This window comes from Mycobacterium sp. E3198 (assembly GCF_001667015.1).
Taxonomy (GTDB): Bacteria; Actinomycetota; Actinomycetes; order Mycobacteriales; family Mycobacteriaceae; genus Mycobacterium.
In genome coordinates this window covers 1-24,489 of record NZ_LZIS01000266.1, presented here as the reverse complement: position 1 = coordinate 24,489, position 24,489 = coordinate 1, and the positions used below count along the sequence as shown (strand labels likewise).

25 protein-coding genes, 1 tRNA gene and 1 pseudogene are annotated in these 24,489 nt (G+C 69.4%); 25 read left to right on the top strand and 2 right to left on the bottom strand.

Annotated features, from left to right (window positions below; genetic code table 11):
• The 10 genes from A5673_RS27155 (at position 1) to xerD (ending at position 10,486) form a co-directional block, all read left to right on the top strand.
• Positions 1-1,008, top strand: a complete 1,008-nt coding sequence (locus A5673_RS27155) for an HAD-IIA family hydrolase (RefSeq protein WP_068239915.1) — start codon at positions 1-3, stop codon at positions 1,006-1,008.
• A 12-nt stretch (positions 1,009-1,020) separates the two neighbouring features.
• A complete protein-coding gene (locus A5673_RS27150; protein ID WP_066971824.1) occupies positions 1,021-1,206 on the top strand; it encodes a hypothetical protein in 186 nt (61 codons plus the stop codon).
• An 8-nt stretch (positions 1,207-1,214) separates the two neighbouring features.
• Positions 1,215-2,024 (top strand): TlyA family RNA methyltransferase, encoded by an 810-nt coding sequence (locus A5673_RS27145; protein ID WP_068239908.1) that lies wholly within the window; start codon positions 1,215-1,217, stop codon positions 2,022-2,024.
• Positions 2,021-2,941, top strand: coding sequence for an NAD kinase (locus A5673_RS27140; RefSeq protein ID WP_068239903.1), 921 nt, complete (start codon positions 2,021-2,023; stop codon positions 2,939-2,941). The genes A5673_RS27145 and A5673_RS27140 overlap by 4 nt, the downstream gene beginning before the upstream one ends.
• 24 nt (positions 2,942-2,965) lie before the next feature.
• The gene (recN, locus tag A5673_RS27135; RefSeq protein ID WP_068239901.1) at positions 2,966-4,714 is read left to right on the top strand and encodes a DNA repair protein RecN; all 1,749 of its coding nucleotides are present in this window, start codon (positions 2,966-2,968) and stop codon (positions 4,712-4,714) included.
• Positions 4,715-4,914: 200 nt separating this feature from the next.
• Entirely contained in the window at positions 4,915-6,096 is a 1,182-nt protein-coding gene (gene steA / locus A5673_RS27130; RefSeq protein ID WP_068239899.1) for a putative cytokinetic ring protein SteA, read from the top strand.
• Between the two features lie 19 nt (positions 6,097-6,115).
• The gene (locus A5673_RS27125; protein WP_068239897.1) at positions 6,116-7,060 is read left to right on the top strand and encodes a copper transporter; all 945 of its coding nucleotides are present in this window, start codon (positions 6,116-6,118) and stop codon (positions 7,058-7,060) included.
• Between the two features lie 120 nt (positions 7,061-7,180).
• On the top strand, positions 7,181-8,935 hold the full coding sequence (locus A5673_RS27120; RefSeq protein ID WP_068239894.1) for a CTP synthase: 1,755 nt from the start codon (positions 7,181-7,183) through the stop codon (positions 8,933-8,935).
• A complete protein-coding gene (locus tag A5673_RS27115; RefSeq protein WP_068239893.1) occupies positions 8,928-9,551 on the top strand; it encodes an NUDIX hydrolase in 624 nt (207 codons plus the stop codon). The genes A5673_RS27120 and A5673_RS27115 overlap by 8 nt, the downstream gene beginning before the upstream one ends.
• Positions 9,548-10,486 (top strand): site-specific tyrosine recombinase XerD, encoded by a 939-nt coding sequence (gene xerD / locus A5673_RS27110; protein WP_068239887.1) that lies wholly within the window; start codon positions 9,548-9,550, stop codon positions 10,484-10,486. Before A5673_RS27115 ends, xerD begins: the two co-directional genes overlap by 4 nt.
• Before the next feature lie 2 nt (positions 10,487-10,488).
• Here the strand turns inward: xerD and A5673_RS27105 are convergent, their stop codons facing one another.
• Positions 10,489-11,241 carry an O-methyltransferase gene (locus A5673_RS27105; protein ID WP_068239881.1) on the bottom strand — a complete coding sequence of 251 codons (753 nt, stop codon included), beginning with the start codon at positions 11,239-11,241 and terminating at the stop codon, positions 10,489-10,491.
• A gap of 199 nt (positions 11,242-11,440) precedes the next feature.
• Here A5673_RS27105 and A5673_RS27100 point away from each other — a divergent pair, with 199 nt between their 5' ends.
• The 11 genes from A5673_RS27100 to A5673_RS27050 all read left to right on the top strand — a co-directional run bounded on the left by A5673_RS27100 (position 11,441) and on the right by A5673_RS27050 (position 20,489).
• A complete protein-coding gene (locus tag A5673_RS27100; RefSeq protein WP_068239878.1) occupies positions 11,441-12,304 on the top strand; it encodes a ParA family protein in 864 nt (287 codons plus the stop codon).
• Positions 12,301-13,101, top strand: coding sequence for a segregation/condensation protein A (locus tag A5673_RS27095; protein ID WP_068239875.1), 801 nt, complete (start codon positions 12,301-12,303; stop codon positions 13,099-13,101). The genes A5673_RS27100 and A5673_RS27095 overlap by 4 nt, the downstream gene beginning before the upstream one ends.
• Positions 13,098-13,793, top strand: a complete 696-nt coding sequence (gene scpB / locus A5673_RS27090) for an SMC-Scp complex subunit ScpB (protein ID WP_068239873.1) — start codon at positions 13,098-13,100, stop codon at positions 13,791-13,793. Before A5673_RS27095 ends, scpB begins: the two co-directional genes overlap by 4 nt.
• The gene (locus tag A5673_RS27085) at positions 13,793-14,536 is read left to right on the top strand and encodes a pseudouridine synthase (protein ID WP_068239870.1); all 744 of its coding nucleotides are present in this window, start codon (positions 13,793-13,795) and stop codon (positions 14,534-14,536) included. Before scpB ends, A5673_RS27085 begins: the two co-directional genes overlap by 1 nt.
• On the top strand, positions 14,533-15,216 hold the full coding sequence (gene cmk, locus A5673_RS27080) for a (d)CMP kinase (RefSeq protein ID WP_068239868.1): 684 nt from the start codon (positions 14,533-14,535) through the stop codon (positions 15,214-15,216). Before A5673_RS27085 ends, cmk begins: the two co-directional genes overlap by 4 nt.
• Complete coding sequence (gene der, locus A5673_RS27075; RefSeq protein ID WP_068239865.1) at positions 15,213-16,613, top strand: ribosome biogenesis GTPase Der; 1,401 nt, start codon at positions 15,213-15,215, stop codon at positions 16,611-16,613. The genes cmk and der overlap by 4 nt, the downstream gene beginning before the upstream one ends.
• Before the next feature lie 138 nt (positions 16,614-16,751).
• Positions 16,752-17,510: an SDR family NAD(P)-dependent oxidoreductase gene (locus tag A5673_RS27070; RefSeq protein WP_068239858.1), complete on the top strand. Its 759-nt coding sequence runs from the start codon at positions 16,752-16,754 to the stop codon at positions 17,508-17,510.
• Between the two features lie 13 nt (positions 17,511-17,523).
• The gene (locus A5673_RS27065) at positions 17,524-18,354 is read left to right on the top strand and encodes a cyclase family protein (RefSeq protein WP_068239855.1); all 831 of its coding nucleotides are present in this window, start codon (positions 17,524-17,526) and stop codon (positions 18,352-18,354) included.
• Positions 18,351-19,094, top strand: coding sequence for an IclR family transcriptional regulator (locus A5673_RS27060; RefSeq protein ID WP_255396660.1), 744 nt, complete (start codon positions 18,351-18,353; stop codon positions 19,092-19,094). Before A5673_RS27065 ends, A5673_RS27060 begins: the two co-directional genes overlap by 4 nt.
• Positions 19,095-19,153: 59 nt before the next feature.
• A tRNA-Pro gene (locus tag A5673_RS27055) sits at positions 19,154-19,227 on the top strand.
• A 536-nt stretch (positions 19,228-19,763) separates the two neighbouring features.
• A complete protein-coding gene (locus A5673_RS27050; protein ID WP_082958986.1) occupies positions 19,764-20,489 on the top strand; it encodes a DUF2993 domain-containing protein in 726 nt (241 codons plus the stop codon).
• Here A5673_RS27050 and A5673_RS28825 read toward each other — a convergent pair.
• A complete protein-coding gene (locus A5673_RS28825; protein WP_156748666.1) occupies positions 20,476-21,048 on the bottom strand; it encodes an FHA domain-containing protein in 573 nt (190 codons plus the stop codon). The two genes, A5673_RS27050 and A5673_RS28825, sit on opposite strands and share 14 nt — an antisense overlap.
• 59 nt (positions 21,049-21,107) lie before the next feature.
• Between A5673_RS28825 and A5673_RS28820 the strand changes: the two are divergent.
• The 4 genes and pseudogenes from A5673_RS28820 to fetB form a co-directional block, all read left to right on the top strand.
• Positions 21,108-21,396, top strand: a pseudogene (locus tag A5673_RS28820) (response regulator transcription factor); the annotation flags it as partial.
• Positions 21,397-21,533: 137 nt separating this feature from the next.
• Positions 21,534-22,175, top strand: coding sequence for an ATP-binding cassette domain-containing protein (locus tag A5673_RS27045; RefSeq protein ID WP_068239850.1), 642 nt, complete (start codon positions 21,534-21,536; stop codon positions 22,173-22,175).
• A 73-nt stretch (positions 22,176-22,248) separates the two neighbouring features.
• The gene (locus A5673_RS28815) at positions 22,249-22,599 is read left to right on the top strand and encodes a DUF1490 family protein (protein ID WP_082958984.1); all 351 of its coding nucleotides are present in this window, start codon (positions 22,249-22,251) and stop codon (positions 22,597-22,599) included.
• Positions 22,600-23,245: 646 nt separating this feature from the next.
• Positions 23,246-24,040 carry an iron export ABC transporter permease subunit FetB gene (gene fetB, locus A5673_RS27040; protein WP_068239986.1) on the top strand — a complete coding sequence of 265 codons (795 nt, stop codon included), beginning with the start codon at positions 23,246-23,248 and terminating at the stop codon, positions 24,038-24,040.
• Positions 24,041-24,489: the final 449 nt, after the last annotated feature.

Genomic DNA, 24,489 nt, shown 5'->3' with positions numbered 1-24,489 from the left:
ATGAAAAGCCTTGCCCAACAATATGATTGCCTGCTTGTCGACCTCGATGGGACCGTCTTTCGCGGCGCCGAGCCGACCCGTGGCGCGGTGCAGTCGCTGGACGACGTGGACAGCCGCAAGCTCTACGTGACCAACAACGCCTCCCGCAGCGCCGACGAGGTGGCGCTGCACCTGCGCGAGCTCGGCTTCACCGCCACCGGCTCGGACGTCGTCACCAGCGCGCAGAGCGCGGCCAAGCTGCTCGCGGAGAAACTGACGCCGCAATCCCGCGTGCTGATCGTGGGCACCGACGCGCTGGCCAACGAGATCGCCGCCGTCGGGCTGCGCCCGGTGCGCCGCTACGACGACGACCCGGTCGCCGTCGTGCAGGGCCTGTCCACGACCATCGGCTGGCCGGACCTCGCCGAGGCCGCCCTGGCCATCCGCGCCGGCGCGCTGTGGGTGGCGGCCAACGTCGATCCCACGCTGCCCACCGAACGCGGACTGCTGCCCGGCAACGGGTCGTTCGTGGCCGCGCTGCGGGCGGCCACCGGCGCCGAACCCCGGGTCGCGGGCAAGCCGGCGCCGCGCCTGCTGCAGGACGCGGTGGACCGGGGCGAGTTTCGCGCCCCGCTGGTCGTCGGCGACCGGCTGGACACCGACATCGAGGGCGCCAACGCCGCGCGGCTGCCCAGCCTGATGGTGCTCACCGGCGTCAGCACCGCGCGCGACGCCGTCTATGCCGACCCCGCCCGCCGGCCCACCTACATCGGCCACGACCTGCGCGCGCTGCACTCCGACGGCGACCTGCTCGCGGTGCGGCCCCAGCCGGGCTGGCGCGTCGACGTCGCCGCCCAGGCGGTGACGGTCAGCGCCAACGGCGCCGACGAGGGGGACGGGCTCTCGGTGGTCCGCGCCGTCGCCAGCGCGGTGTGGGACGCCGAGGATGCCGAGCCGCTGCGCATCGAGCCCGCCGACGACCGGGCCCGCGCCGCGCTGCAGCGCTGGTCTTTGGTGCGCGGCGACTAACGTAGGTACGCGATGACTATCGATCCCGATCAGCTTCGCGCTGAAATTGACGCCCTGGTTGCCCAGCTGTCCGAGGTCGGGGATCCGGAAAACCCCGACCGCGAGCCGTCTCTCGCCGAGCTCGAGGAGATAGCCCGCCGCCTCTCCGAGGCGCACGACGTGCTGCTGGCCGCCCTGGAGTCGGCGGAGAAGGGCTGAGTGCGACGGTGGCACGGCGTGCCCGCGTCGACGCCGAGCTCGTCCGCCGCGGGCTCGCGAGGTCCCGCCAGCAGGCCGCGGAATTGATCGACGCCGGCAAGGTGTGCATCGACGGCCTGCCGGCCCGCAAGCCGGCCACCGCCGTCGACGTCACCGCGGCGCTGACCGTCGCCGACGACGGCGAACGCGGCTGGGTGTCGCGCGGCGCGCACAAGCTCATCGGCGCCCTGGACGCCTTCGGCATCGCGGTCGCGGGCCGCCGTTGCCTGGACGCCGGCGCGTCGACGGGCGGGTTCACCGAGGTGCTGCTGGACCGCGGCGCCGCCGAGGTGGTGGCCGCGGACGTCGGCTACGGCCAGCTGGCCTGGTCGCTGCGCTGCGACCCTCGGGTGAGGGTCGTCGAGCGGACCAACGCCCGCGACCTGACCCCGGAGGCGATCGGTGGGCCGGTCGACCTGGTGGTCGCCGACCTGTCGTTCATCTCGCTGGCCAGCGTGTTGCCCGCGTTGATTGGATGCGCCTGGCCGAGCGCGGATATCGTTCCCATGGTGAAGCCGCAGTTTGAGGTGGGCAGGGGCCAGGTCGGCGCCGGCGGGGTCGTTCGCGACCCGGGCTTGCGGGCCGACGCGGTGCTGGCCGTCGCGCGCCGCGCCGGGGAACTGGGCTGGCACACGGTCGACGTCACCGCGAGCCCGCTGCCGGGCCCGTCGGGCAATGTCGAATACTTCCTGTGGTTGCGCGCCGAGACGGATCGGGGGCTGGCTGCTGATGGGCTGGTGGACAAGGTGAGGCGGGCCGTGGCGGAAGGCCCGCAATGACCGATCACCGAACCGTGCTGCTGGTGGTCCACACCGGCCGTGACGAGGCGACCGAGACGGCGCGTCGCGTGCAAAAGGTACTGGGCGACAACGGAATTGGGCTCCGGCTGCTGTCCGCCGAGGCGGTCGACCGGGGATCGCTGCACCTGGTCCCCGACGATATGCGGGCCTTGGGGACCGAGATCGAGGTGGTCGACGCCGACCCGTCGGCCGCCGAGGGCTGCGAACTGGTCCTGGTACTCGGGGGCGACGGAACTTTCCTGCGGGCCGCCGAGTTCGCGCGCAACGCCGGGATTCCGGTGCTGGGCGTGAATCTGGGCCGGATCGGGTTTCTGGCCGAGGCCGAGGCGGAGGCCATCGACCGGGTGCTGGAGCACGTGGTGGCCCGCGACTACCGAGTGGAGGATCGCCTGACGCTGGACGTCGCGGTGCTGCACAAGGGTCGCGTCGAACACGGTTGGGCGCTCAACGAAGTCAGCCTGGAGAAGGGCCCGCGGCTGGGTGTGCTGGGGGTGGTCGTCGAGGTCGACGGGCGCCCGGTGTCCGCCTTCGGCTGCGACGGCGTGTTGGTGTCGACGCCCACCGGATCCACCGCCTACGCGTTCTCGGCCGGGGGCCCGGTGCTCTGGCCCGACCTCGAGGCAATCCTGGTGGTACCCAACAACGCTCACGCGCTGTTCGGCCGGCCCATGGTCACCAGCCCCGAGGCCACCATCGCGATCGAGACCGAGGCGGGCGGGCACGACGCCCTCGTGTTCTGCGACGGCCGCCGCGAAATGGTGATCCCGGCCGGCAGCCGGATCGAGGTGACGCGCTGCGACACACCGGTCAAATGGGCGCGGCTGGACAGCGCGCCGTTCACCGACCGCCTGGTGCGCAAGTTCCGCCTGCCGGTGACCGGTTGGCGCGGAAAGTAACGACGCTCGTCAGGTGCTCACTGAATGCTGACGGAAATCAGAATCGAGTCGCTGGGTGCCATCAGCGCCGCGGTCGGGGAGTTCGGCCGCGGCCTGACGGTGCTGACCGGCGAGACCGGCACCGGCAAGACGATGGTGGTGACCGGGCTGCACCTGCTCGGCGGCGCCCGCGCCGACCCGACCCGCGTCCGGTCCGGGGCCGACCGCGCCGTCGTCGAGGGCCGTTTCGCCACAAGCGATCTCGACGACGAGACTGCGACGCAGCTGGACGCGATGCTGGAAGACCTGGGCGGACAGCGCGACGAGGACGGCAGCGTGATCGCGCTGCGCTCGGTCAGCCGCGACGGCCCCTCCCGGGCATACCTCGGCGGCCGCAGCGTGCCCGCCAAGTCCCTGGGCGACTTCACCACCGAGCTGTTGACCCTGCACGGCCAAAACGATCAGCTTCGGCTGATGCGTCCCGACGAGCAGCGCGGCGCGCTCGACCGCTTCGCCGGCGCCGGCCCGGCGCTCGAGCGCTACCGCAAGCTGCGCGACGCCTGGCTGACGGCCCGGCGAGACCTCATCGACCGCCGGGAGCGGGCCCGCGAGCTCGCCCAGGAGGCCGACCGGCTGAAGTTCGCGTTGAACGAGATCGACACCGTCGACCCGCAACCCGGCGAAGACGACGCGCTGGTCGCCGACATCCTGCGCCTCTCCGAACTGGACACGCTGCGCGAGGCCGCCGCCACGGCGCGCGCCGCGTTGTCGGCCGACGACGCGGACGGGCTCGGCCAGAGCGCCACCGATAGCCTCGGAAAGGCAAGGGCCGCACTCGAATCTACCGACGACGCGACGCTGCGCGCGCTGGCCGGCCAGGTCGGCGAGGCGCTCACCGTGGTCGCCGACGCGGCACAGGAGCTCGGTGGGTTCCTGGACGACCTGCCGGTGGACGCCAGCGCGCTGGAGTCCAAACTGGCCCGGCAGGCCGAGCTGCGCACGCTGACCCGCAAGTACGCCGCCGACATCGACGGGGTACTGCAGTGGGCGCGCGAGTCGCGCGAGCGGCTGGCGCAACTCGACGTCTCCGAGGAAGGGCTGGCCGCGCTGGAACGCCGGGTCGACGAGCTGGCCCGCGAACTGTCCGACGGCGCAACCGATCTCAGCAAGCTGCGGCGTAAGGCCGCCAAGCGGTTGGCCAAAGAGGTGACCGCCGAGCTCTCCGGGCTGGCGATGGCCGACGCCGAATTCACGATCGACGTGAGCATCGATGCGGCCGCCGGCCAGGACGACGCCGCGACGCTGGCGCTGCCGTCGGGCGAGCTCGTGCGCGCCGGCGGCGACGGCATCGACCAGGTCGAGTTCGGCTTCGCCGCCCACCGCGGCATGACGGTGCTTCCGCTGGCCAAGAGCGCCTCCGGTGGCGAGTTGTCCCGCGTGATGCTGGCCCTCGAGGCGGTGCTGGCGGCGTCGGCGGCCGGCACCACGATGGTGTTCGACGAGGTGGACGCCGGCGTCGGCGGCCGGGCGGCCGTGCAGATCGGGCGGCGGCTGGCCCGGCTGGCCCGCACCCACCAGGTCATCGTCGTCACGCACCTGCCGCAGGTCGCCGCGTACGCCGACGTGCACCTGGTGGTGCACAGCGCCGGACCCAAGGGCACCAGCGTGGTGCGGCGCGTCACCGACGACGACCGGGTGGCCGAGCTGGCCCGGATGCTGGCGGGGCTGGGCGACTCGGACAGCGGCCGTGCGCACGCCCGCGAACTGCTCGAAACAGCGCAGAAGGACACTTAGGCCCGCGAGCTGGGGGCACCTCCCGCTTGCGAGCGTGCGTGTTTGTACGGGGACACGCCGCGCAGCCCGTACATCTGCGCACCCTCGCCGCGACCAACCCGTGATGGCCTTGTTACTGATGTGACTCTAGATAACTTCTGAGGCTAATGTTACGGCGCGCCTCCACGCCCGGCCCGGGCTTCACCGACAGAATCGCCCCCATGAAGATGTCAGGTCTGCTCTCGCGTAACACGTCCCGGCCGGGCCTCACCGGCACCGCCCGGGTCGACCGGAACATCGACCGCCTGCTGCGCAGGGTGTGTCCCGGCGACATCGTGGTGCTCGACATCCTGGACCTCGACCGCATCACCGCGGACGCGCTGGTGGAGGCCGACATCGCCGCCGTCGTCAACGCCTCGCCGTCGGTCTCCGGCCGCTACCCGAACCTTGGCCCCGAGGTGCTGGTCAACAACGGCGTGACACTCATCGACGAGACCGGGCCCGAGGTCTTCAAGAAGGTCAAGGACGGCGCCAAGATTCGCCTCTACGAGGGCGGCGTGTACTCCGGCGACCGCCGCCTGGTCCGCGGCACCGAACGCACCGACCACGACATCGCCGACCTGATGCGCGAGGCCAAGAGCGGCCTGGCCGCCCACCTGGAGGCGTTCGCCGGCAACACGATCGAGTTCATCAAGAGCGAAAGCCCGCTGCTGATCGACGGCATCGGCATCCCGGACATCGACGTCGACCTGCGCCGCCGGCACGTGGTGATCGTGGCCGACGAGCCCGGCGCCGAGGACGAGCTGCGCTCGCTCAAGCCGTTCATCAAGGAGTACCAGCCGGTGCTCATCGGCGTGGACACCGGCGCGGATGTGTTGCGCAAGGCAGGGTATCGCCCCCAGATCATCGTCGGCGACCCCGACAAGATCAGCACCGACGCCCTCAAGTGCGGTGCGCACGTCGTCCTGCCCGCCGACGCCGACGGCCACGCGCCGGGCCTGGAGCGGATTCAGGACCTCGGCGTCGGCGCGATGACGTTCCCGGCCGCGGGCTCGGCCGTCGACCTGGCCCTGCTGCTGGCCGACCACCACGGCGCCGCGCTGCTCGTGACGGCCGGCCACACCGCCAACATCGAGACGTTCTTCGACCGCAACCGCACCCAGAGCAACCCCTCGACGTTTTTGACCAGGCTCCGGGTGGGGGAGAAGGTGGTGGACGCCAAGGCCGTTGCCACGCTGTACCGCAACCACATTTCGGCGGGCGCCATCGCGCTGCTGGCGCTGACGATGCTGATCGCCGTCATCGTGGCGCTGTGGGTGTCCCGCACCGACGGTGTGGTGCTGCACTGGATCACCCACTACTGGAATCACGTCGCGCTGTGGGTGCAGCACCTGATCAGCTAGCTCGAGGACGGTGCGGTAAATGATCTCGTTACGTCAACATGCCCTGTCGCTGGCCGCCGTCTTTTTGGCGCTGGCCGTGGGAGTGGTGCTCGGCTCCGGATTCTTGTCGGACACCCTGCTGTCCAGCCTGCGTGACGAGAAGCGCGACCTGCACACACAGATCAGCGGGCTCAACGACCAGAAGAACGTGATGAACGAAAAGCTGGCCGCGGCAAACAATTTCGACAACCAGCTGGCCGGTCGGATCGTGCACGACGCCCTGGGCGGAAAATCGGTGGTCGTCTTCCGCACCCCCGACGCCAAGGACGACGACGTCGCCGCGGTCTCGAAGTTCATCGGCCAGGCCGGCGGGACGGTCACCGGAACGGTGTCGCTGACGCAGGAGTTCGTCGACGCCAACTCCGCGGAGAAGCTTCGCACGGTGGTGAACTCGTCGATCCTGCCCGCCGGTCAGCAGTTGAGCACCAAGCTCGTGGACCAGGGTTCGCAGGCCGGCGACCTGCTGGGCATCGCGTTGCTGGTCAACGCCAACCCGAGCGTGCCGCCCGTCGACGATCAGCAGCGCGACACCGTGCTGGCCTCGCTGCGCGACACCGGCTTCATCACCTACCAGCCCGCCGACCATCTGGGGGCGGCCAACGCCGCGCTGGTCGTCACCGGCGGTGGGCTGCCGCAGGACGCCGGCAATCAGGGCGTCAGCGTGGCCCGGTTCTCCGCCGCGCTGGCCCCGCACGGCTCGGGCACCCTGCTGGCGGGCCGCGACGGTTCGGCGACCGGCGGCGCCGCCGTCGCCGTGACCCGCGCCGACACCGGCATGTCGTCGGCCATCAGCACCGTCGACGACGTCGACGCCGCGCCCGGGCGCATCACCGCGGTGCTGGGCCTGCACGACCTGATCAACGGCGGCCACGTCGGGCAGTACGGCACCGGGCACGGGGCCAGTTCGATCACCGTGCCGCAGTAGCGGGCGTGTTCCCCGCGACACGGCGGCGCGGATGTTAGGGTGGGTTTCCGTGGGTCGGCAGGCCCATCTAGTTCATCGCTAGAAAAATCGAAGCCCTGCCCGTCTTCACGGAGGTCGCCTGTGCGGAAGCACCCGCAAACCACCACCAAGCACCTCTTCGTCAGCGGTGGGGTCGCTTCCTCGCTCGGCAAAGGGCTTACCGCGAGCAGCCTGGGGCAGCTACTGACGGCGCGCGGGTTGCACGTGACGATGCAGAAGCTCGACCCGTACCTCAACGTCGACCCGGGCACGATGAACCCGTTCCAGCACGGCGAGGTCTTCGTTACCGAGGACGGCGCCGAGACCGACCTCGACGTCGGCCACTACGAGCGGTTCCTGGACCGCGACCTGTCCGGCTCGGCGAATGTCACTACCGGTCAGGTGTATTCGACCGTCATCGCCAAGGAACGCCGCGGCGAGTACCTCGGCGACACCGTCCAGGTGATCCCGCACATCACCGACGAGATCAAGCGGCGCATCGTGGCAATGGCGCAGCCCGACGCCGACGGCAACCGCCCCGACGTCGTCATCACCGAAATCGGCGGCACCGTGGGCGATATCGAGTCGCAGCCCTTTCTGGAGGCGGCGCGGCAGGTGCGCCACGACCTCGGCCGGGAGAACGTCTTCTTCCTGCACGTGTCGCTGGTGCCCTACCTGGCCCCCTCGGGCGAACTCAAGACCAAGCCCACCCAGCACTCGGTGGCCGCGCTGCGCAGCATCGGTATCACCCCGGACGCGCTGATCCTGCGCTGCGACCGCGACGTCCCCGAGGCGCTGAAGAACAAGATCGCGCTGATGTGTGACGTCGACATCGACGGCGTCATCTCCACCCCCGACGCGAAGTCGATCTACGACATCCCGAAGGTGCTGCACCGCGAGGAGCTCGATGCGTTCGTGGTGCGCCGGCTCAACCTGCCGTTCCGCGACGTCGACTGGACCGAATGGGACGACCTGCTGCGCCGGGTGCACGAGCCGCACGAGACGGTGCGAATCGCTTTGGTGGGCAAGTACGTTGAGCTGTCCGACGCCTACCTGTCGGTCACCGAGGCGCTGCGCGCCGGCGGGTTCAAGCACCACGCCAAGGTCGAGATGGTGTGGGTGCCGTCGGACGACTGCGCGCAGGCCCATGACGCGGCCGCCGCGCTGAGCGACGTGCACGGCGTGCTGATCCCCGGCGGGTTCGGCATCCGCGGCATCGAGGGCAAGATCGGCGCCATCCGCCACGCCCGGGCGCGCGGGCTGCCGGTGCTGGGGCTGTGCCTGGGGCTGCAGTGCATCGTGATCGAGGCGGCGCGCTCGGCGGGTCTGGCGGAGGCCAACTCGGCCGAATTCGAGCCGAGCACACCGGATCCCGTCATCTCGACGATGGCCGACCAGGAACACATCGTCGCCGGCGAGGCCGACCTCGGCGGCACCATGCGGCTCGGGGCCTACCCGGCGGTGCTGGAACCGGATTCGGTTGTGGCCCAGGCGTATGGGACCACCGAGGTGTCCGAGCGGCACCGGCACCGCTACGAGGTGAACAACGCCTACCGCGACAAGATCGCCGAAAGCGGCCTGCGTTTCTCGGGGACCTCGCCCGACGGGCACCTGGTGGAATTCGTCGAATACCCGCCCGACGTGCACCCGTTCGTCGTCGGCACCCAGGCCCATCCCGAACTGAAGAGCCGCCCCACCCGCCCGCACCCGCTGTTCGTCGCGTTCGTCAAGGCGGCCCTGGACTACCAGGCGGGCGAGCAGCTGCCGGTGGAAATCCCCGAGCAGCACTCGCCCAACGGCACCCAGCATCGAGACAGCGCTGCGCGGCCGCTACCCGAGCCCGCGGCCCGTGGCTGAGCACGTCTTCGAGACGGCGTCATCCGAAACGCTGCACACCGGAAAGATTTTCGCGCTGCGCCGCGATCAGGTCCGGATGCCCGGCGGCAAGCTCGTCACCCGGGAGGTCGTCGAGCACTTCGGCGCGGTGGCCGTGGTGGCCATGGACGACGACGGCAACATCCCGATGGTCTATCAGTACCGCCACGCGTTCGGCCGCCGGCTGTGGGAGCTGCCCGCCGGGCTGCTCGACGTCGGCGGCGAGCCCGCCCAGCTGACCGCCGCCCGGGAGCTGCACGAGGAGGCCGGGCTGCAGGCCGACACCTGGCGGGTGCTCGTCGACCTCGACTCCACGCCCGGCTTCAGCGACGAATCGGTGCGCGTCTACCTGGCCACCGGGCTCACCCTGGTGGACCGCCCCGAGGCGCACGACGAAGAGGCCGACATGACGCTGGAGTGGTATCCGCTCGCGGAGGCCACCCGCAAGGTACTCAGCGGCGAGATCGTCAATGCCATTGCGGTGGCGGGGATTCTGGCCGCCCACGCGGTGACCGACGGCGTCGCGCAGCCCCGCCCGGCGGACAGCCCCTGGATCGACAAGCCGACCGCGTTCGCGGCGCGTAAGGCCGCGCAATGACGGCCGCCCTCGACACGCAACTGCAGGGCTACCTCGACCACCTGACGATCGAGCGGGGCGTCGCGAAGAACACGCTGACCTCCTATCAACGCGACCTGCGCCGCTACAGCAAGCACTTGTCCGACCGCGGCATTCACGACCTGGCCAAGGTCGGCGAGGACGACGTCAGCGAGTTCCTGGTGGCGCTGCGCCGCGGCGACCCCGACAACGGGACGGCCGCCCTGTCCGCGGTGTCGGCGGCGCGGGCGCTGATCGCGGTGCGCGGCCTGCACCGGTTCGCCGCCGCCGAAGGGCTGGCCGAACTCGACGTGGCGCGGGCTGTGCGCCCCCCAACCCCGGGTCGTCGGCTCCCCAAGAGCCTGACCATCGACCAGGTGCTGGCGCTGCTGGAGGGTGCCGGCGGCGACGGTGCGAGCGACGGCCCGCTGACGTTGCGCAACCGCGCGCTGCTGGAGTTGTTGTACTCCACGGGATCTCGGATCTCCGAGGCCGTCGGCCTCGACGTCGACGACATCGACACCGAGGCGCGGTCGGTGTTGCTGCGCGGCAAGGGCGGCAAGCAGCGGCTGGTGCCGATCGGCCGGCCCGCCGTGCAGGCGCTGGACGCGTACCTGGTGCGCGGCCGCCCCGACCTGGCGCGCCGCGGCCGCGGCACGCCCGCCATCTTCCTCAACGCCCGCGGCGGCCGGCTGTCGCGGCAAAGCGCGTGGCAGGTGCTGCAGGACGCCGCCGAGCGCGCCGGCATCACCTCCGGGGTGTCGCCGCACATGTTGCGCCACTCCTTCGCGACCCACCTGCTCGAGGGCGGCGCGGACGTCCGCGTCGTGCAGGAGCTACTCGGGCACGCCTCGGTGACGACGACGCAGATCTACACGCTGGTCACTGTGCACGCGCTGCGCGAAGTGTGGGTCGGGGCGCACCCGCGCGCTCAATAGGCCTAGCCCAGGTATTCGGACTCGAGCACCAGGTCGGACACCAGCGACTGGTATTCCAAATGCGCCTTGTGCTCGACGGTGTTCCACTGCTTGCCCTGCTGGCGGCGCATGTACTCGCGGTATTTGGGGGCGCCGGGAATCCGGACGTTGTCGGCGACCACGATCGCGCCCGGGCGCAGCCAGCCGCGGTCGAGGATGCTCATCAGGTCGTTCAGGTAGGCGTCCTTGTCGTGGTCCAGGAACGCGAAATCGAGTGCGCCGGAAGCGAATCCATGCTCGCTCGCCAGCGCGTCGAGCGTATGCCCGCCGTCGCCGATGGTCCCGACGACGCACGTCACCCGGTCGGCGACACCGGCGTGTTCCCAGATCCGCCGGGCGTTGGCCGCGTTGGCCTCGGCGAGCTCGACGGAGTACACCTTCGCCGTCGGGGCGGCGCGGGCGATCCGCAGCGCGCCGTAGCCGCAGTAGGTGCCCAGCTCGAGCGCCAGCGCGGGATCGGCGCGCCGCACCGCCGCGTCGAGCAGCAGGCCCTTCTCGTCGCCGACGTTGATCAGCATCGACTTCTCGTAGGCGAACTTGTCGATGGTGGCCAGCACGTCGTCGACGTCGCCCGCGCGGGCGTTGCGCAGGACGTATTCGACCGCGGCGGCCTCGCGCCCGTCGCCGATCTGGCCCGTGGTGGTGATGTTGCGGTTCCCGGCGGCCATCCGCCACACCGACCACCGCAGGATGGGGAGTCGTCGCTTGAGGTCCATGAGGACCAAAGATAGTGCGGGCCGCCGCCGCCCCCCGAATGTTGCTGGTGTGACTGAAGTTAACCCTGCGCGCAAAGGGGCGTTTCACCAGTGATTTCCGGCCATATTCGCTGGTGACTCGCCCGCGCGGCGCCCGGTTTAACTGCGCGAAGCCGTTAGACTTTCGAGCGATGTTCACCTCTCGAACACGCCGGGCGTGATGACCGAGCACCCGGACAACGGCGTCGAGATCGGCTTGACGGGACGCCCGCCGCGGGCGATCCCCGAGCCGACGCCGCGCACCTCGCACGGCCCGGCCAAGGTCGTCGCGATGTGCAACCAGAAGGGCGGCGTCGGGAAGACCACCTCGACGATCAACCTCGGTGCCGCGCTCGCCGAGTACGGCAGGCGCGTGCTGTTGGTGGACATGGACCCGCAGGGCGCGCTGTCCGCCGGCCTGGGCGTGCCGCACTACGAGCTGGAGAAGACGATCCACAACGTGCTGGTCGAGCCGCGGGTGTCGATCGATGACGTGCTGCTCAAGACGCGGGTCAACCACATGGACCTGGTGCCCAGCAACATCGACCTGTCGGCCGCCGAGATCCAGCTGGTCAACGAGGTCGGCCGCGAACAGACCCTGGGCCGCGCGCTGTATCCGGTGCTGGACCGCTACGACTACGTCCTGATCGACTGCCAGCCGTCGCTGGGCCTGCTCACCGTCAACGGGCTGGCCTGCTCGGACGGCGTGGTGATCCCCACCGAGTGCGAGTACTTCTCGCTGCGCGGCCTGGCGCTGCTCACCGACACCGTCGACAAGGTGCGCGACCGGCTCAACCCGAAGCTGGAGATCAGCGGCATCCTGCTCACCCGCTACGACCCGCGGACGGTCAACTCGCGCGAGGTGATGGCCCGCGTCGTGGAGCGGTTCGGGGACCTGGTGTTCGACACCGTGATCACCCGGACCGTCCGGTTCCCGGAGACCAGCGTGGCGGGCGAGCCCATCACCACCTGGGCGCCCAAATCGACCGGCGCCGTCGCCTACCGCGCGCTGGCCCGCGAGTTCATCCACCGATTCGGCGCGTGAACTCAACCGCCAACGGTGAGGCGCCACCCCAGACCGGCTTCCAGGTCCGCCTGACCAACTTCGAGGGGCCGTTCGACCTGCTGCTGCAGCTGATCTTCGCCCATCGCCTCGACGTCACCGAGGTGGCGCTGCACCAGGTCACCGACGACTTCATCGCCTACACCAAGGCGATCGGCTCCCAGCTGGGCCTGGAGGAGACCACGGCGTTCCTGGTGATCGCCGCGACGCTGCTCGACCTCAAGGCCGCCCGCCTGCTGCCGGCCGGGCAGGTCGACGACGACGACGACCTGGCGCTGCTCGAGGTGCGCGACCTGCTGTTCGCCCGGCTGCTGCAATACCGCGCCTTCAAGCACGTCGCGGAGATGTTCGCCGAGCTGGAGGCTGCCGCCCTGCGCAGCTATCCGCGCGCGGTGTCGCTGGAGGACCGGTTCACCGAGCTGCTCCCCGAGGTGATGCTCGGCGTCGACGCCGAGCGGTTCGCGCAGATCGCCGCGGTCGCGTTCACGCCGCGCCCGGTCCCGACGGTGGCCATCGGTCACCTGCACGAGCTGCAGGTCTCGGTCCCCGAGCAGGCCGAGAAGCTGCTGGCGATCCTGGAAGCCCGCGGCAGCGGCCAGTGGGCGACGTTTTCCGAGCTGGTCGCCGACTGTGCGGCGCCGATGGAGGTCGTCGGGCGCTTCCTCGCGCTGCTCGAGCTGTATCGGAGCCGGACGGTAGCATTCGACCAGTCAGAGCCGCTTGGCGTGCTCCAAATTTCGTGGACCGGGGAGCGTCCGGTAGAAGTGCGGGACGAATGACTGAAGAACTGCCCGAGATCGATCTGGACTACGGCATCCCGGAGATCGCCGAGGCGGCGCCGATGGACGCCGACGAACTCGGCTCCGTGCTGGAGGCGCTGTTGCTGGTGGTGGACACCCCGGTCACCGCCGAGGCGCTGGGCGCGGCCACCGGGCAGCCCGTCTACCGCATCGCCGCCAGGCTGCAGCAGATGGCCGAGGAACTCACCCAGCGCGACAGCGGCATCGACCTGCGGCAAAACAGCGAGGGCTGGCGGATGTACACCCGCGCCCGGTTCGCGCCGTACGTGGAGAAGCTGCTGCTGGACGGCGCGCGATCCAAGCTCACCCGGGCCGCGCTGGAGACGCTGGCCGTGGTCGCCTATCGGCAGCCCGTGACGCGCGCGCGGGTCAGCGCGGTGCGCGGCGTCAACGTCGACGCCGTCATGCGCACGCTGCTGGCGCGCGGCCTGATCACCGAGGCCGGCGTCGACGACGACACCGGCGCCACGACGTTCGCCACCACCGAGCTGTTCCTGGAGCGGCTGGGGTTGACGTCGCTGGCCGACTTACCCGACATCGCGCCGCTGCTTCCCGACGTCGACACGATCGAGGACTTGAGCGAATCCCTGGACAGCGAGCCACGATTCATCAAACTCGCGGGCGGTTCGGCCTCCGAGGAGTCGCTGTCCTTCGACGTGGACAAGGATTGATGGCCGAATCTGAAGGGGTCCGGCTGCAAAAAGTCTTGTCCCAGGCCGGAATTGCGTCGCGGCGGGCCGCCGAGAAGTTGATCGTCGATGGCCGCGTCGAGGTGGACGGTGCGGTCGTGACCGAACTGGGCACCCGGGTCGACCCGGACGCCTCGGTGATCCGCGTTGACGGCGCGCGGGTGGTCGTCGACGACTCGCTGGTGTATTTCGCCCTGAACAAGCCGCGCGGCATGCACTCGACCATGTCGGATGATCGGGGCCGGCCGTGCATCGGCGATTTGGTCGAGCGCCGGGTTCGCGGGACCAAGAAGCTGTTTCACGTCGGCCGGTTGGACGCGGACACCGAGGGCCTGATCCTGCTGACCAACGACGGCGAGCTGGCGCACCGGCTGATGCACCCCTCCCACGAGGTGCCCAAGACGTATCTGGCGACGGTGGCCGGGACCGTGCCGCGGGGGCTGGGCAAGAAGCTGCGCGCCGGGATCGAGCTGGAGGACGGGCCGGCGCGGGTCGACGACTTCGCGGTCGTGGATGCCATTCCGGGAAAGACGTTGGTGCGGTTGACATTGCACGAGGGACGCAACCGCATCGTGCGCCGGCTGCTGGGCGCGGCCGGTTTCCCGGTCGAGGCGCTGGTGCGTACCGACATCGGGGCGGTGTCGCTGGGGGAGCAGCGCCCGGGCAGCATCCGGGCCTTGCGGCGCGACGAGGTCGGTTCGCTGTACAAGGCGGTCGGGTTGTGACGGGTGTTGTCGTTGCCATCGACGGCCCGGCGGGGACCGGGAAGTCCTCGGTGTCGAAGGGTTTGGCGCGCGGCCTGGGTGCCCGTTATTTGGACACCGGGGCGATGTACCGGATGGTGACGCTGGCGGTGCTGCGCACCGGGGTCGACCCTGGTGATGCCGAGGCCGTCGAGTCGGTGGCGGCGCGGGTGCGGCTGTCCGTCAGCTACGACCCCGACGCGGACCGGTGTTACCTTGCCGGGGAAGACGTTTCGGTCGAGATCCGCGGCGACGAGGTCACCCGCGCGGTCTCGGCGGTGTCGTCGGTGCCGGCCGTGCGCGCCCGGCTGGTGGAGCTGCAGCGGTCAATGGCCGACGGTCCGGGCAGCGTCGTCGTCGAGGGCCGCGACATCGGCACCGTCGTCCTGCCCGACGCGCCGGTGAAGATCTTCCTCACTGCCTCGGCCGAAACCCGGGCCAGGCGGCGCAACGACCAGAACGTCGCGGCGGGTTTGGCCGATGACTATGACGGCGTGCTGGCCGACGTGCGTCGCCGCGACCACCTCGATTCGACCCGGGCGGTGTCGCCGCTGCGCGCGGCGCCGGATGCGGTGGTCGTCGACACCAGCGACATGACCGAGGCGCAGGTGGTCGCGCATTTGCTCGAGTTGGTCCGGCAGAAAAGCGGGGCCGTGCGGTGACGCAGGACGGCACCTGGGTCGACGAAAGCGACTGGGAAGCAGTCGATTCCGGGGTTGAGGATTTCGAGGAGGCCGGGCCCGCGCCCGTCGTTGCGGTGGTGGGGCGGCCCAACGTCGGCAAGTCAACCCTGGTGAACCGGATCCTGGGCCGCCGCGAGGCGGTGGTGCAGGACATCCCCGGCGTGACGCGCGACCGCGTCTCCTACGACGCGCTGTGGACCGGGCGCCGGTTCGTCGTGCAGGACACCGGCGGATGGGAGCCCGACGCCAAGGGCCTGCAGCAGCTGGTGGCCGAGCAGGCGTCGGTGGCCATGCGCACCGCCGACGCGGTGATCCTGGTGGTCGACGCGACCGTCGGCGCCACGGGGGCCGACGAGGCCGCCGCGCGCATCCTGCTGCGCTCGGGCAAGCCGGTTTTCCTGGCGGCCAACAAGGTTGACAGCGAGAAGGCCGAGTCCGACGTCGCGGAGTTGTGGTCGCTGGGGCTCGGTCAGCCGCACGCGATCAGCGCGATGCACGGCCGCGGCGTCGCCGATCTGCTCGACGAGGTGCTGGCCGCGCTGCCCGAAGTGTCGGAGGCGGCGCCGGCGGCGGGTGGGCCGCGGCGGGTGGCGCTGGTCGGCAAGCCCAACGTGGGCAAGAGCTCGCTGCTGAACAAGCTTGCGGGCGACCAGCGTTCGGTGGTGCACGATGTCGCCGGGACGACGGTGGATCCGGTCGACTCGCTCATCGAGCTGGGCGGCAAGGTGTGGCGGTTCGTCGACACCGCGGGCCTGCGGCGCAAGGTGGGGCAGGCCAGCGGTCACGAGTTCTACGCGTCGGTGCGCACGCACTCGGCCATCGATGCGGCCGAGGTGGTGGTCGTGCTGATCGACGCGTCGCAGACCCTGACCGAACAGGACCAGCGGGTGCTGTCGATGGTGATCGAGGCCGGCCGGGCGCTGGTGCTGGCGTTCAACAAGTGGGACCTGGTCGACGAGGACCGCCGCGAGCTGCTGGAGCGCGAGATCGACCGCGAGCTGGCGCAGCTGCGGTGGGCGCAGCGGGTCAACATCTCCGCCAAGACGGGCCGCGCGGTGCAGAAGCTGGTGCCGGCCATGGAGACCGCGCTGGAGTCGTGGGACACGCGGATCGGGACCGGCCCTTTGAACTCCTGGATCAAGGAAGTGGTCGCGGCCACGCCGCCGCCGGTGCGCGGCGGCAAGCAGCCGCGCATCCTGTTCGCCACCCAGGCCACCGCCCGCCCGCCGACGTTCGTGCTCTTTACGACCGGTTTCCTCGAGGCCGGCTACCGGCGGTTCCTGGAGCGGCGGCTGCGCGAGACGTTCGGATTCGAGGGCAGTCCGATCCGGATCAACGTGCGGGTGCGGGAGAAGCGCGGAGCCAAGCGCCGCTAAATCTGCATTTATTTCCCGCAATGCGGGCGATGAAAGCTATATCACAGGATGAAGCGTTGACTTTGGGTTGCGCCGCTCCGTAACGTCTCTTGCATATCGGGTTGATATACCCGCATCGTGCAAATTACGGAGACAGCGATGAAGCTGTTCAGCGTTGAAGGCAAGTCGATACTGATCACCGGCGCGACCGGCGCCCTCGGCAGCATCGCGGCCCGGGCCCTGTCCGACGCGGGTGCCCGCCTGACGCTGGCGGGCGGCAATGCCGCGGGATTGGACGAGCTCGGCATCGACGACGCCGCGGTGGTTACCCGCCGGCCAGAGACCCCGGCCGACGCCCAAGAGATGGTGGGGGCGGCCGTCGCGCGGCACGGCCGCCTCGACGGGGTGTTGGTGGCCTCGGGCATGAACCACGTCGCGCCGATCACCGAGATGGCCGTCGAGGACTACGACAAGGTGATGGGCGCCAACGCCCGCGGGGCCTGGCTGGTGTGCCAGGCGGCCGGGCGCGTACTGCTCGAGCAGGGCACCGGCGGCAGCGTCGTGCTGGTGTCCTCGGTGCGCGGCTCCCTCGGCCACCCCGCCGGCTACAGCGCCTACTGCCCCTCGAAGGGCGCCACCGACCTGCTGGCCAAGAGCCTGGCCGCCGAGTGGGGGCCAGCCGGCATCCGGGTAAACGCGTTGGCGCCAACGGTCTTCCGGTCCGAGGTGACCGAGTGGATGTTCGCCGACGACGACAAGGGCCGCCAAACCCGCGAGGCGATGTTCGCCCGAATCCCGTTGCGCCGCTTCGCCGAACCCGACGACTTCGTCGGCGCCCTGATCTACCTGCTCAGCGACGCCTCGAGCTTCTTCACCGGACAGGTGATGTACCTCGATGGCGGCTACACCGCGTGTTGATCGAAAGGAAATCATGAGTATCAATTGGCCCCTCGGCGAAGCCGAATCCAAGTTGGAGTTCTACGACCTGTCCCACCCCTGGGGTCATGGCGTGCCGGCGTGGCCGTACTTCGAGGATGTGAAGATCGAGCGCCTGCACAACATGGCCCGAAGTCGGGTGCTGACCCAAAAGATCACCACCGTCATGCATTCCGGCACCCACATCGACGCGCCGGCGCACGTCGTCGAGGGCACGCCGTTTCTGCACGAGATCCCGCTGAGCGCGTTTTTCGGCACCGGCGTCGTCGTGTCGATCCCGAAGAAGAAGTGGGAGGTCGTCACCGCCGAGGACCTGGAGAAGGCCACGCCGCAGATCCGGCCCGGCGACATCGTCATCGTCAACACCGGCTGGCACCACACCTACGCCGACAGCGCCGAGTACTACGCCTACTCGCCGGGCTTCTACAAGGAGGCCGGGGAGTGGTTCGCGGCCAAGGGCGTCAAGGCCGTCGGCACCGACACCCAGGCGCTGGATCACCCGATGGCCACCTCGATCGCCCCGCACGGCCCGGCCGAACACACCGGTGGGCTATTGCCTTGGGCGGTACGGGAATACGAGGAGGAGACCGGGCGTCGCGTGCTCGACGACTTTCCCGAGTGGGAGCCGTGCCACCGCGCGATCCTGTCCAACGGCATCTACGGCTTCGAGAACGTCGGGGGAGACCTGGACAAGGTCACCGGCAAGCGCGTCACCTTCGCCGCGTTCCCATGGCGCTGGGTCGGCGGCGACGGCTGCATCGTGCGGCTGGTCGCGATCGTCGACCCCACCGGGACCTACCGTCTCGAGACCGGCGAGGCGGCGTGACTTCCGACGGCATTCAGGTCATCGCGCGCGCGGCCGAGATGCTGCGGCTTTTGCAGGCGCACCCCGGCGGGCTCAGCCAGGCCGAGATCGGCGAGCGGCTGGGCATGGCGCGCTCGACCGTCAGCCGGATCCTGGGCGCGTTGGACGACGAAGGCCTGGTGGCTTCGCGCGGGGCGCGTGGCCCGTATCGGCTCGGGCCCGAGATCGCGCGCATGGCCGCCACCGCGCGGCTCGGTGTGGTGATGGACGTGCACCCGTTCATGGAGGAGCTGTCGCGCGAGCTGGAGGAGACGGTGGACCTTTCGATCCTCGATGGGGACCGCGTGACGTTCGTCGACCAGGTCGTCTCGCCGCACCGGCTGCGGGCGATCAGCGCGGTCGGGGAGTCGTTTCCGCTGCACTGCTGCGCCAATGGCAAAGCGCTGCTGGCCAACCTGGCGCCCGAGCAGCAGGCGCAGGCCTTGCGCAGCCGGCTGGCGCGGCTGACTGACAACACCATCACGACGCCGTCGGCGCTGCGCAAGGAACTCGACCGCGTCCGGGCCGACGGCGTCGCCTACGACCGCGAGGAACAGTCCGAAGGCGTCTGCGCGGTCGGTGCGGTGCTGCCCGGCGTAGGCGAGCAGCCGGTGGCGGTCAGCGTGCCCGTGCCGGCGCAGCGGTTCTACCGCCGCGAATCCGAACTGGCCGACGCGCTGCGGGCCTGGGTGGAGAAGACGCGCAGGTCGCTCGGGCATTAGCAGGGTGGCGGCTCGGCTGCGGTAGGCTTTCGACCTGCCGCCGGTGATCCGGCGGCATGCGGGCTGTGGCGCAGTTTGGTAGCGCACTTGACTGGGGGTCAAGTGGTCGCAGGTTCAAATCCTGTCAGCCCGACGCTTGTCAGCCCGACGCACAAACAGGCGCCAGGGCTCGGCCACGACGCTCGACTCGACGAGATGCCTCCCAGACCGTTGCGCCAGTTTGCCTTCAACGGGTAACCCAGTGCCCCTATTCGACGGAACCCACGTTTGTCGCAGACGCGTTCACGTTGACAAGGCACAATGGCGCTAATGACAACTCCCCAGGGCCCGCCGCGCGGCAATTCGCCGGAATGGAATCGTCCGCCCGAGCCGCCTGGCCCCAGCAGGAGACCGATACATCCAGGGCCCCCGCCCGCGCCCCCATCGGGATCCCCGACCCGACAGATTCCTCAGGCCGGCCGGCCATACCCTCCGCCACCGCCACCGAACCGACCACCGCCGCCCGGCCGCCCACCGACTCCACAGCCGTATCCGCCGGCCCCGCCGCAACGTGGGTCGGGGCCGCCACCAAGGCAGGTTGAGCAGGCCACTACTCGGCTGCCCACTCAGCCGCCGCAGAGGGAGGCGCCGGCCCGAAGCCGACGCCGCTTGTTGGGCAACCGACGGTCGATGGCTCTGGTCCTGGCCATCGTGCTGGTGGTCATCCTGGCCGCCGCGGTCGGTGCCGAGCTATTCCTTCGCCACCTGGTCGGCAGCAAGGTGGCAAGCGCGGTGGCATGCGAGGTGCAGGACAGCGCCACCGTGTCGTTTGCCTCCATGCCGCCAATGCTCTGGCAGTACTTCAGCGGCCAGTATCCCGACATCTCCGTGCAGACTGCCGGCAATCAGGTGCGCAGCGCCAAAGGCATGAAAGTCAGCATCAATATCAAGGACCTCCACCTCAGCGACACCAACAACTCCAAGGGCACCATCGGCGCGCTCAACGGCACCGTCACCTGGTCATCCGACGGCATCAAACAATCGATCCAGGACGCCATCCCGGTGCTGGGCAGTTTCGTGACCAGCCAAGTCACCACCAACCCCGGCGACGGAACCATCGAATTGAAGGGTCTCCTCGACAGCGCCACCGTCAAGCCGCAGATCGCCAACAACGGGCTGTCACTTCAGGTGGTCAACTTGACCGCTTTGGGCTCCAAGATGTCGACGGACAAGGTGCAGACGAATCTCGATAGTCTGACTTCCAAAGCGACCCAGAACTATCCGCTGGGCATTCACGCCGACAACGTCAAGGTCACGGATACCGGCGTGGAGGCGACGTTTTCCACCACTAACGCGACCATCCCGGCTGCATCGTCGTCGTCCCAGACGGGTCAGGACTGCTTCAGCGGAGTCTGATTCCGCCCTGAGCTCGTCGAGCGTAGCGAGCATGGCCGACAGTCCAGGACGGGGAATGCCGAATGCGCCCGGCACTGAGAATCCTAAGAGCCTCCGTTGCGAGCCGGATGCTCCCACTGAACTCAACCGCGAATTCGGTGGTGCCGATAGTGACGAAGTCGCCGCTGCGCAAAAGAGCCCGACCGATCCGTGCGCCGTTGATGAATGTGCCATTGCGACTGTTGATATCGCGGATCTCGACGCCGACCGGAGTTGAAACCAGCACCGCATGCGCGCGCGACACGCGCTGATCTCGGAGAACTAGGTCATTGCTCATGTCGCGGCCGATCGTCGCGCTGACGAGACGGGATGGCGCCAACGGAAGCCGATCTGTGTCATCAGACCTTTCGATGAAATTAGGATGACTGCGGCTGTAGCCGGAAGTCCGCAGCCCCGAATGAGCCCATGCATCGGGCGGCCGCGCCAATCTCGCCGTGCCGGCCGTCGCAGTGCCGGCTCCTATCGGCATTTGCTGCACGTCGTCCCACACCTTGATCGTGCCGACCCTGACATCGCTCATGTAGCCAGCGTGCCCCGTGACCGCTGTGGGGACGCTGAGAAGTGGAGCAGTCGCGGCCACCGGTACTCATGCTCACAGCCAAAGACGGCGAGTACGACGAGACCGACGCGTTCGACCTTGGGGCAGACGATTATCTGACGAAGCCGTTTTCGTTTCGAGTGCTGGTGGCGCGCCTGCGAGCGTTGGTGCGTCGCGGCGCGCAGGAACGACCGGTGCTGTTAACCGCGGGATCGCTATCGCTCGATCTGGCTCGACGCACAGTCCAACGCGGTTCTGCGCCAATTGCTTTGACTCCCCGCGAATACGGGTGTGCTCGAATTTCTCATGCGCCATGAGGACACAGTGGTGTGGCGAAGGCCCAGATAAACCCTGCGGGACCGCCTCATTGTGTTAGAGGACCCTCCGAAAATGTGTGGTGTTCCGGCGGGGTGCCGGGTGCGCGTTCGACGATCTGCCCTCGGTACCTGTCCGGTACCGTTCGTGGAGTGCATGGCTTTCGCCTCGACGAAGTCGCTGTGACTCGCGGCCCGGCCACCCTCCTTGCGCGGATCAATGCGTGTATTCCGGCTGGCCGGTGCACCGCGGTCATGGGTGCCAGCGGCGCCGGAAAAACGACGATGCTGCGGCTACTGAGCCGTCTCACCGAACCCACGACCGGACGCGTCTTGCTCGACGGTGTGCCCATTGCCGAGCTGGACGTGCTGGCACTGCGACGGCGTGTCGGACTGGTAGCGCAGGCCCCAGTATTGCTTGCCGACCGCGTACTCGACGAGGTCCGTGTCGGCCGCCCCGACCTGCCCGACGACCGAGCGGGCGAGTTGCTTGCGCGGGTGGGGCTGGCGCCACGATTCGCTACCCGCGCTACCGCCGAGTTATCCGGGGGCGAGGCGCAACGATTGTGTCTGGCCCGGTCGTTGGCCGTCGAACCGGAGATCTTGCTACTAGATGAGCCGACCTCAGCGCTGGACGGCCCCACGGCCACTGTCATTGGCGCACTAGTCCACGAGCATGTGAGCACGGGCGGCACCGTGGTGCTCGTCAGCCACGACCACGGTCTGATCGGAAGTGTCGCCGAGCGAGTCTTGCTCCTTGAGCACGGCCATCTCGTCGCGGACCGCACGGCATGACCGCGTTAGATGTGGCGTCCGGGCTGTGACCTGACCATGATGGGAAGAGCGATGTGAAGGGAGTGTCCGCGATATGTGGCATGGACTTTTAGCGAAGGCGGCGCCGACCGTAGTGACCGGCGTGGTGGGGGTTGCTGCATATGAGGCGGTTCGCAAAGCGGTGGCGAAGGCTCCGCTGCGGGAGGCATCCGTTTCCGCGACGGCCTGGGCGCTGCGCGTTGCGCGCGATGCCGAGCGCAGGGCCGAGGAGGGTACCGAGCGGGCCCGACTGGCGGTCGCCGACGTGGTCGCCGAGGCGGCAGAGCGCGTGGGGGAGGAAGTCCAACCGCCGCCGGCGGCGAACTCCGCAGACGTCCCGGCCCGCAAGGCTGCCCGTAAGGCCGCCCCCAAGGCTGCACCCAAGGCTCGAGGCGCCAAGCGCTGACGTGGGCGTCACACTGAGCCCCAAACTCACCATCGTATCGGCTGCAGCGGGTCGGATGCGTGTGCAGGCCAACGGGTTTCGCTTCGATGCGACCGGGGCCCTCGCGATCGAGGAGACGGTTGCCAACCTGACCGGTGTGCGCGCGGCGCGCGCCTATCCGCGGACGGGATCCGTGGTGGTCTGGTATTCGCCCGAGCACTGCGACACCGCTGCCGTCTTGACGGCGATCGCCGACGGGGAGCGCGTTCCCGCCACGTCGGTGCCCGCGCGTGTCCGCCACTCGACTGTTGTCAGCCATGGCGGCGTGGTGGAGAAAGTCATCGGCGGGATAGCGCGAACTCTGTTGCGTTCGCGCGGCGACCCGCTAGATGTTGCCCCGGAGATCGAGAGGCTGCGCAAGGCGCTGGATAGTATCGGCTATCACCTCGAGCCGCCGATGGCGACCCAGCCGACGCACAACGGGCTACGGAGTTCGTGGCCGTGGGCCCGCCTGGCTTGGCCGCTGGGTCTTGTCGTAGTCGGCTCGACAACGGTCTTGGTTTTCCGCGCTAACCCATGGATGCGGCGGCTGATAGGTCTCGGTCCTCGAGCAGGGCCGTCTGGTCGCGGTTTGGCGTCCGGGCGATTCCGCCCACCGGTCGGCGCGATGGCCACATCCGCGCTGCTGGTGCCTGGCTGGGGCGGGGTAGTCACTTCCCTGGCGCTGGTCGCGGTGGCCGCAGCGGTGGCCTACCGCCAGCGGCTGGGGCTCACTCGGGAACTCGTCGTCGCCGCGGCCCGCGCCGGGTTGCAGTTGGTCGGGGTCGGCGCCATCCTTCTCCTGCTGTTCCAACGAGCCGGTCTACCCGGCGGCGCCGGCTGGGTGATCGCGATGATGTTGATCGCCGGGCAGGTCGCTGGCCGCCGCGGCGCGGGCCTGCCCGGCGCCAAGGTAGCCGCCACCGGCGGTGTCGTCACGGGCACCGTTGTCACGCTGGGTGCCCTGCTGGCCGGACGGGTTATCGCCGCCGAGGCCCGTGTGATCGTCCCGGTCGGCGGCCAGATCGTCTCGTCCGCCATGCTGGCCGCCGGCGTGGCGCTGCGGCGGCTACGCGAGGAAGCCCAGCAAGCGCGGCCGGAGATCGAAGCTCGATTGAGCCTTGGGCAGTCCGGCCGGCAAGCGTTCCTGCCCCATCAACAGTCCGCGCTGCGCACCGCGCTGATACCGACCATCGACTCCACCAAGGTGGTCGGGCTGATCAGCCTGCCTGGGGCCATGACCGGACTGATCCTCGCCGGGGTCAATCCGGTCACCGCGATTCGCTACCAGATCGTGGTGATGTACATGCTGTTGGCCGCCACCGCGCTCTCCGCGCTCACTGCCGCCCGTCTCGCGGAACGGGAACTCTTCGACGAGGCCCAGCGCCTGGTTCAGGTGGACCAGGCAAGCGAACCGAGCTGACGTGAACGGCGGTGCTGTTGCCGAGCACCACGTGATACTCGAGGTGATGGGGAAGTTTGGTTGTCTGTAGAAGCGTATCGGCTCCCTATCGCTGGGACGCTTCTCCGAGACTGTGGTGCTGAAAGTAGTTGACGGCGTGCGGATACGGGCCGCGTGGACCCGACCCGGTGATCGCCTCAAGCCGTTCGATCAGCCGGTCCTCGCCCTCCGGTATGTACTTTCTTGGCGCGGCGCTGCCGATGTGGTGTAGGCGGCAACGACCTCTGGAGTCAGCGGAAGGTAAGGTGCGTCGGCCTGATTCATGCCCTTGCGCCAGTAGCCCTCGTTCCCTCGGCATCGGTATGGCCAAGCGATGTACGACATCGCATGCGGGGTCGTTGCCGCCTACACCACATCGGCAGCGCCGCGCCAAGAAAGTACATACCGGAGGGCGAGGACCGGCTGATCGA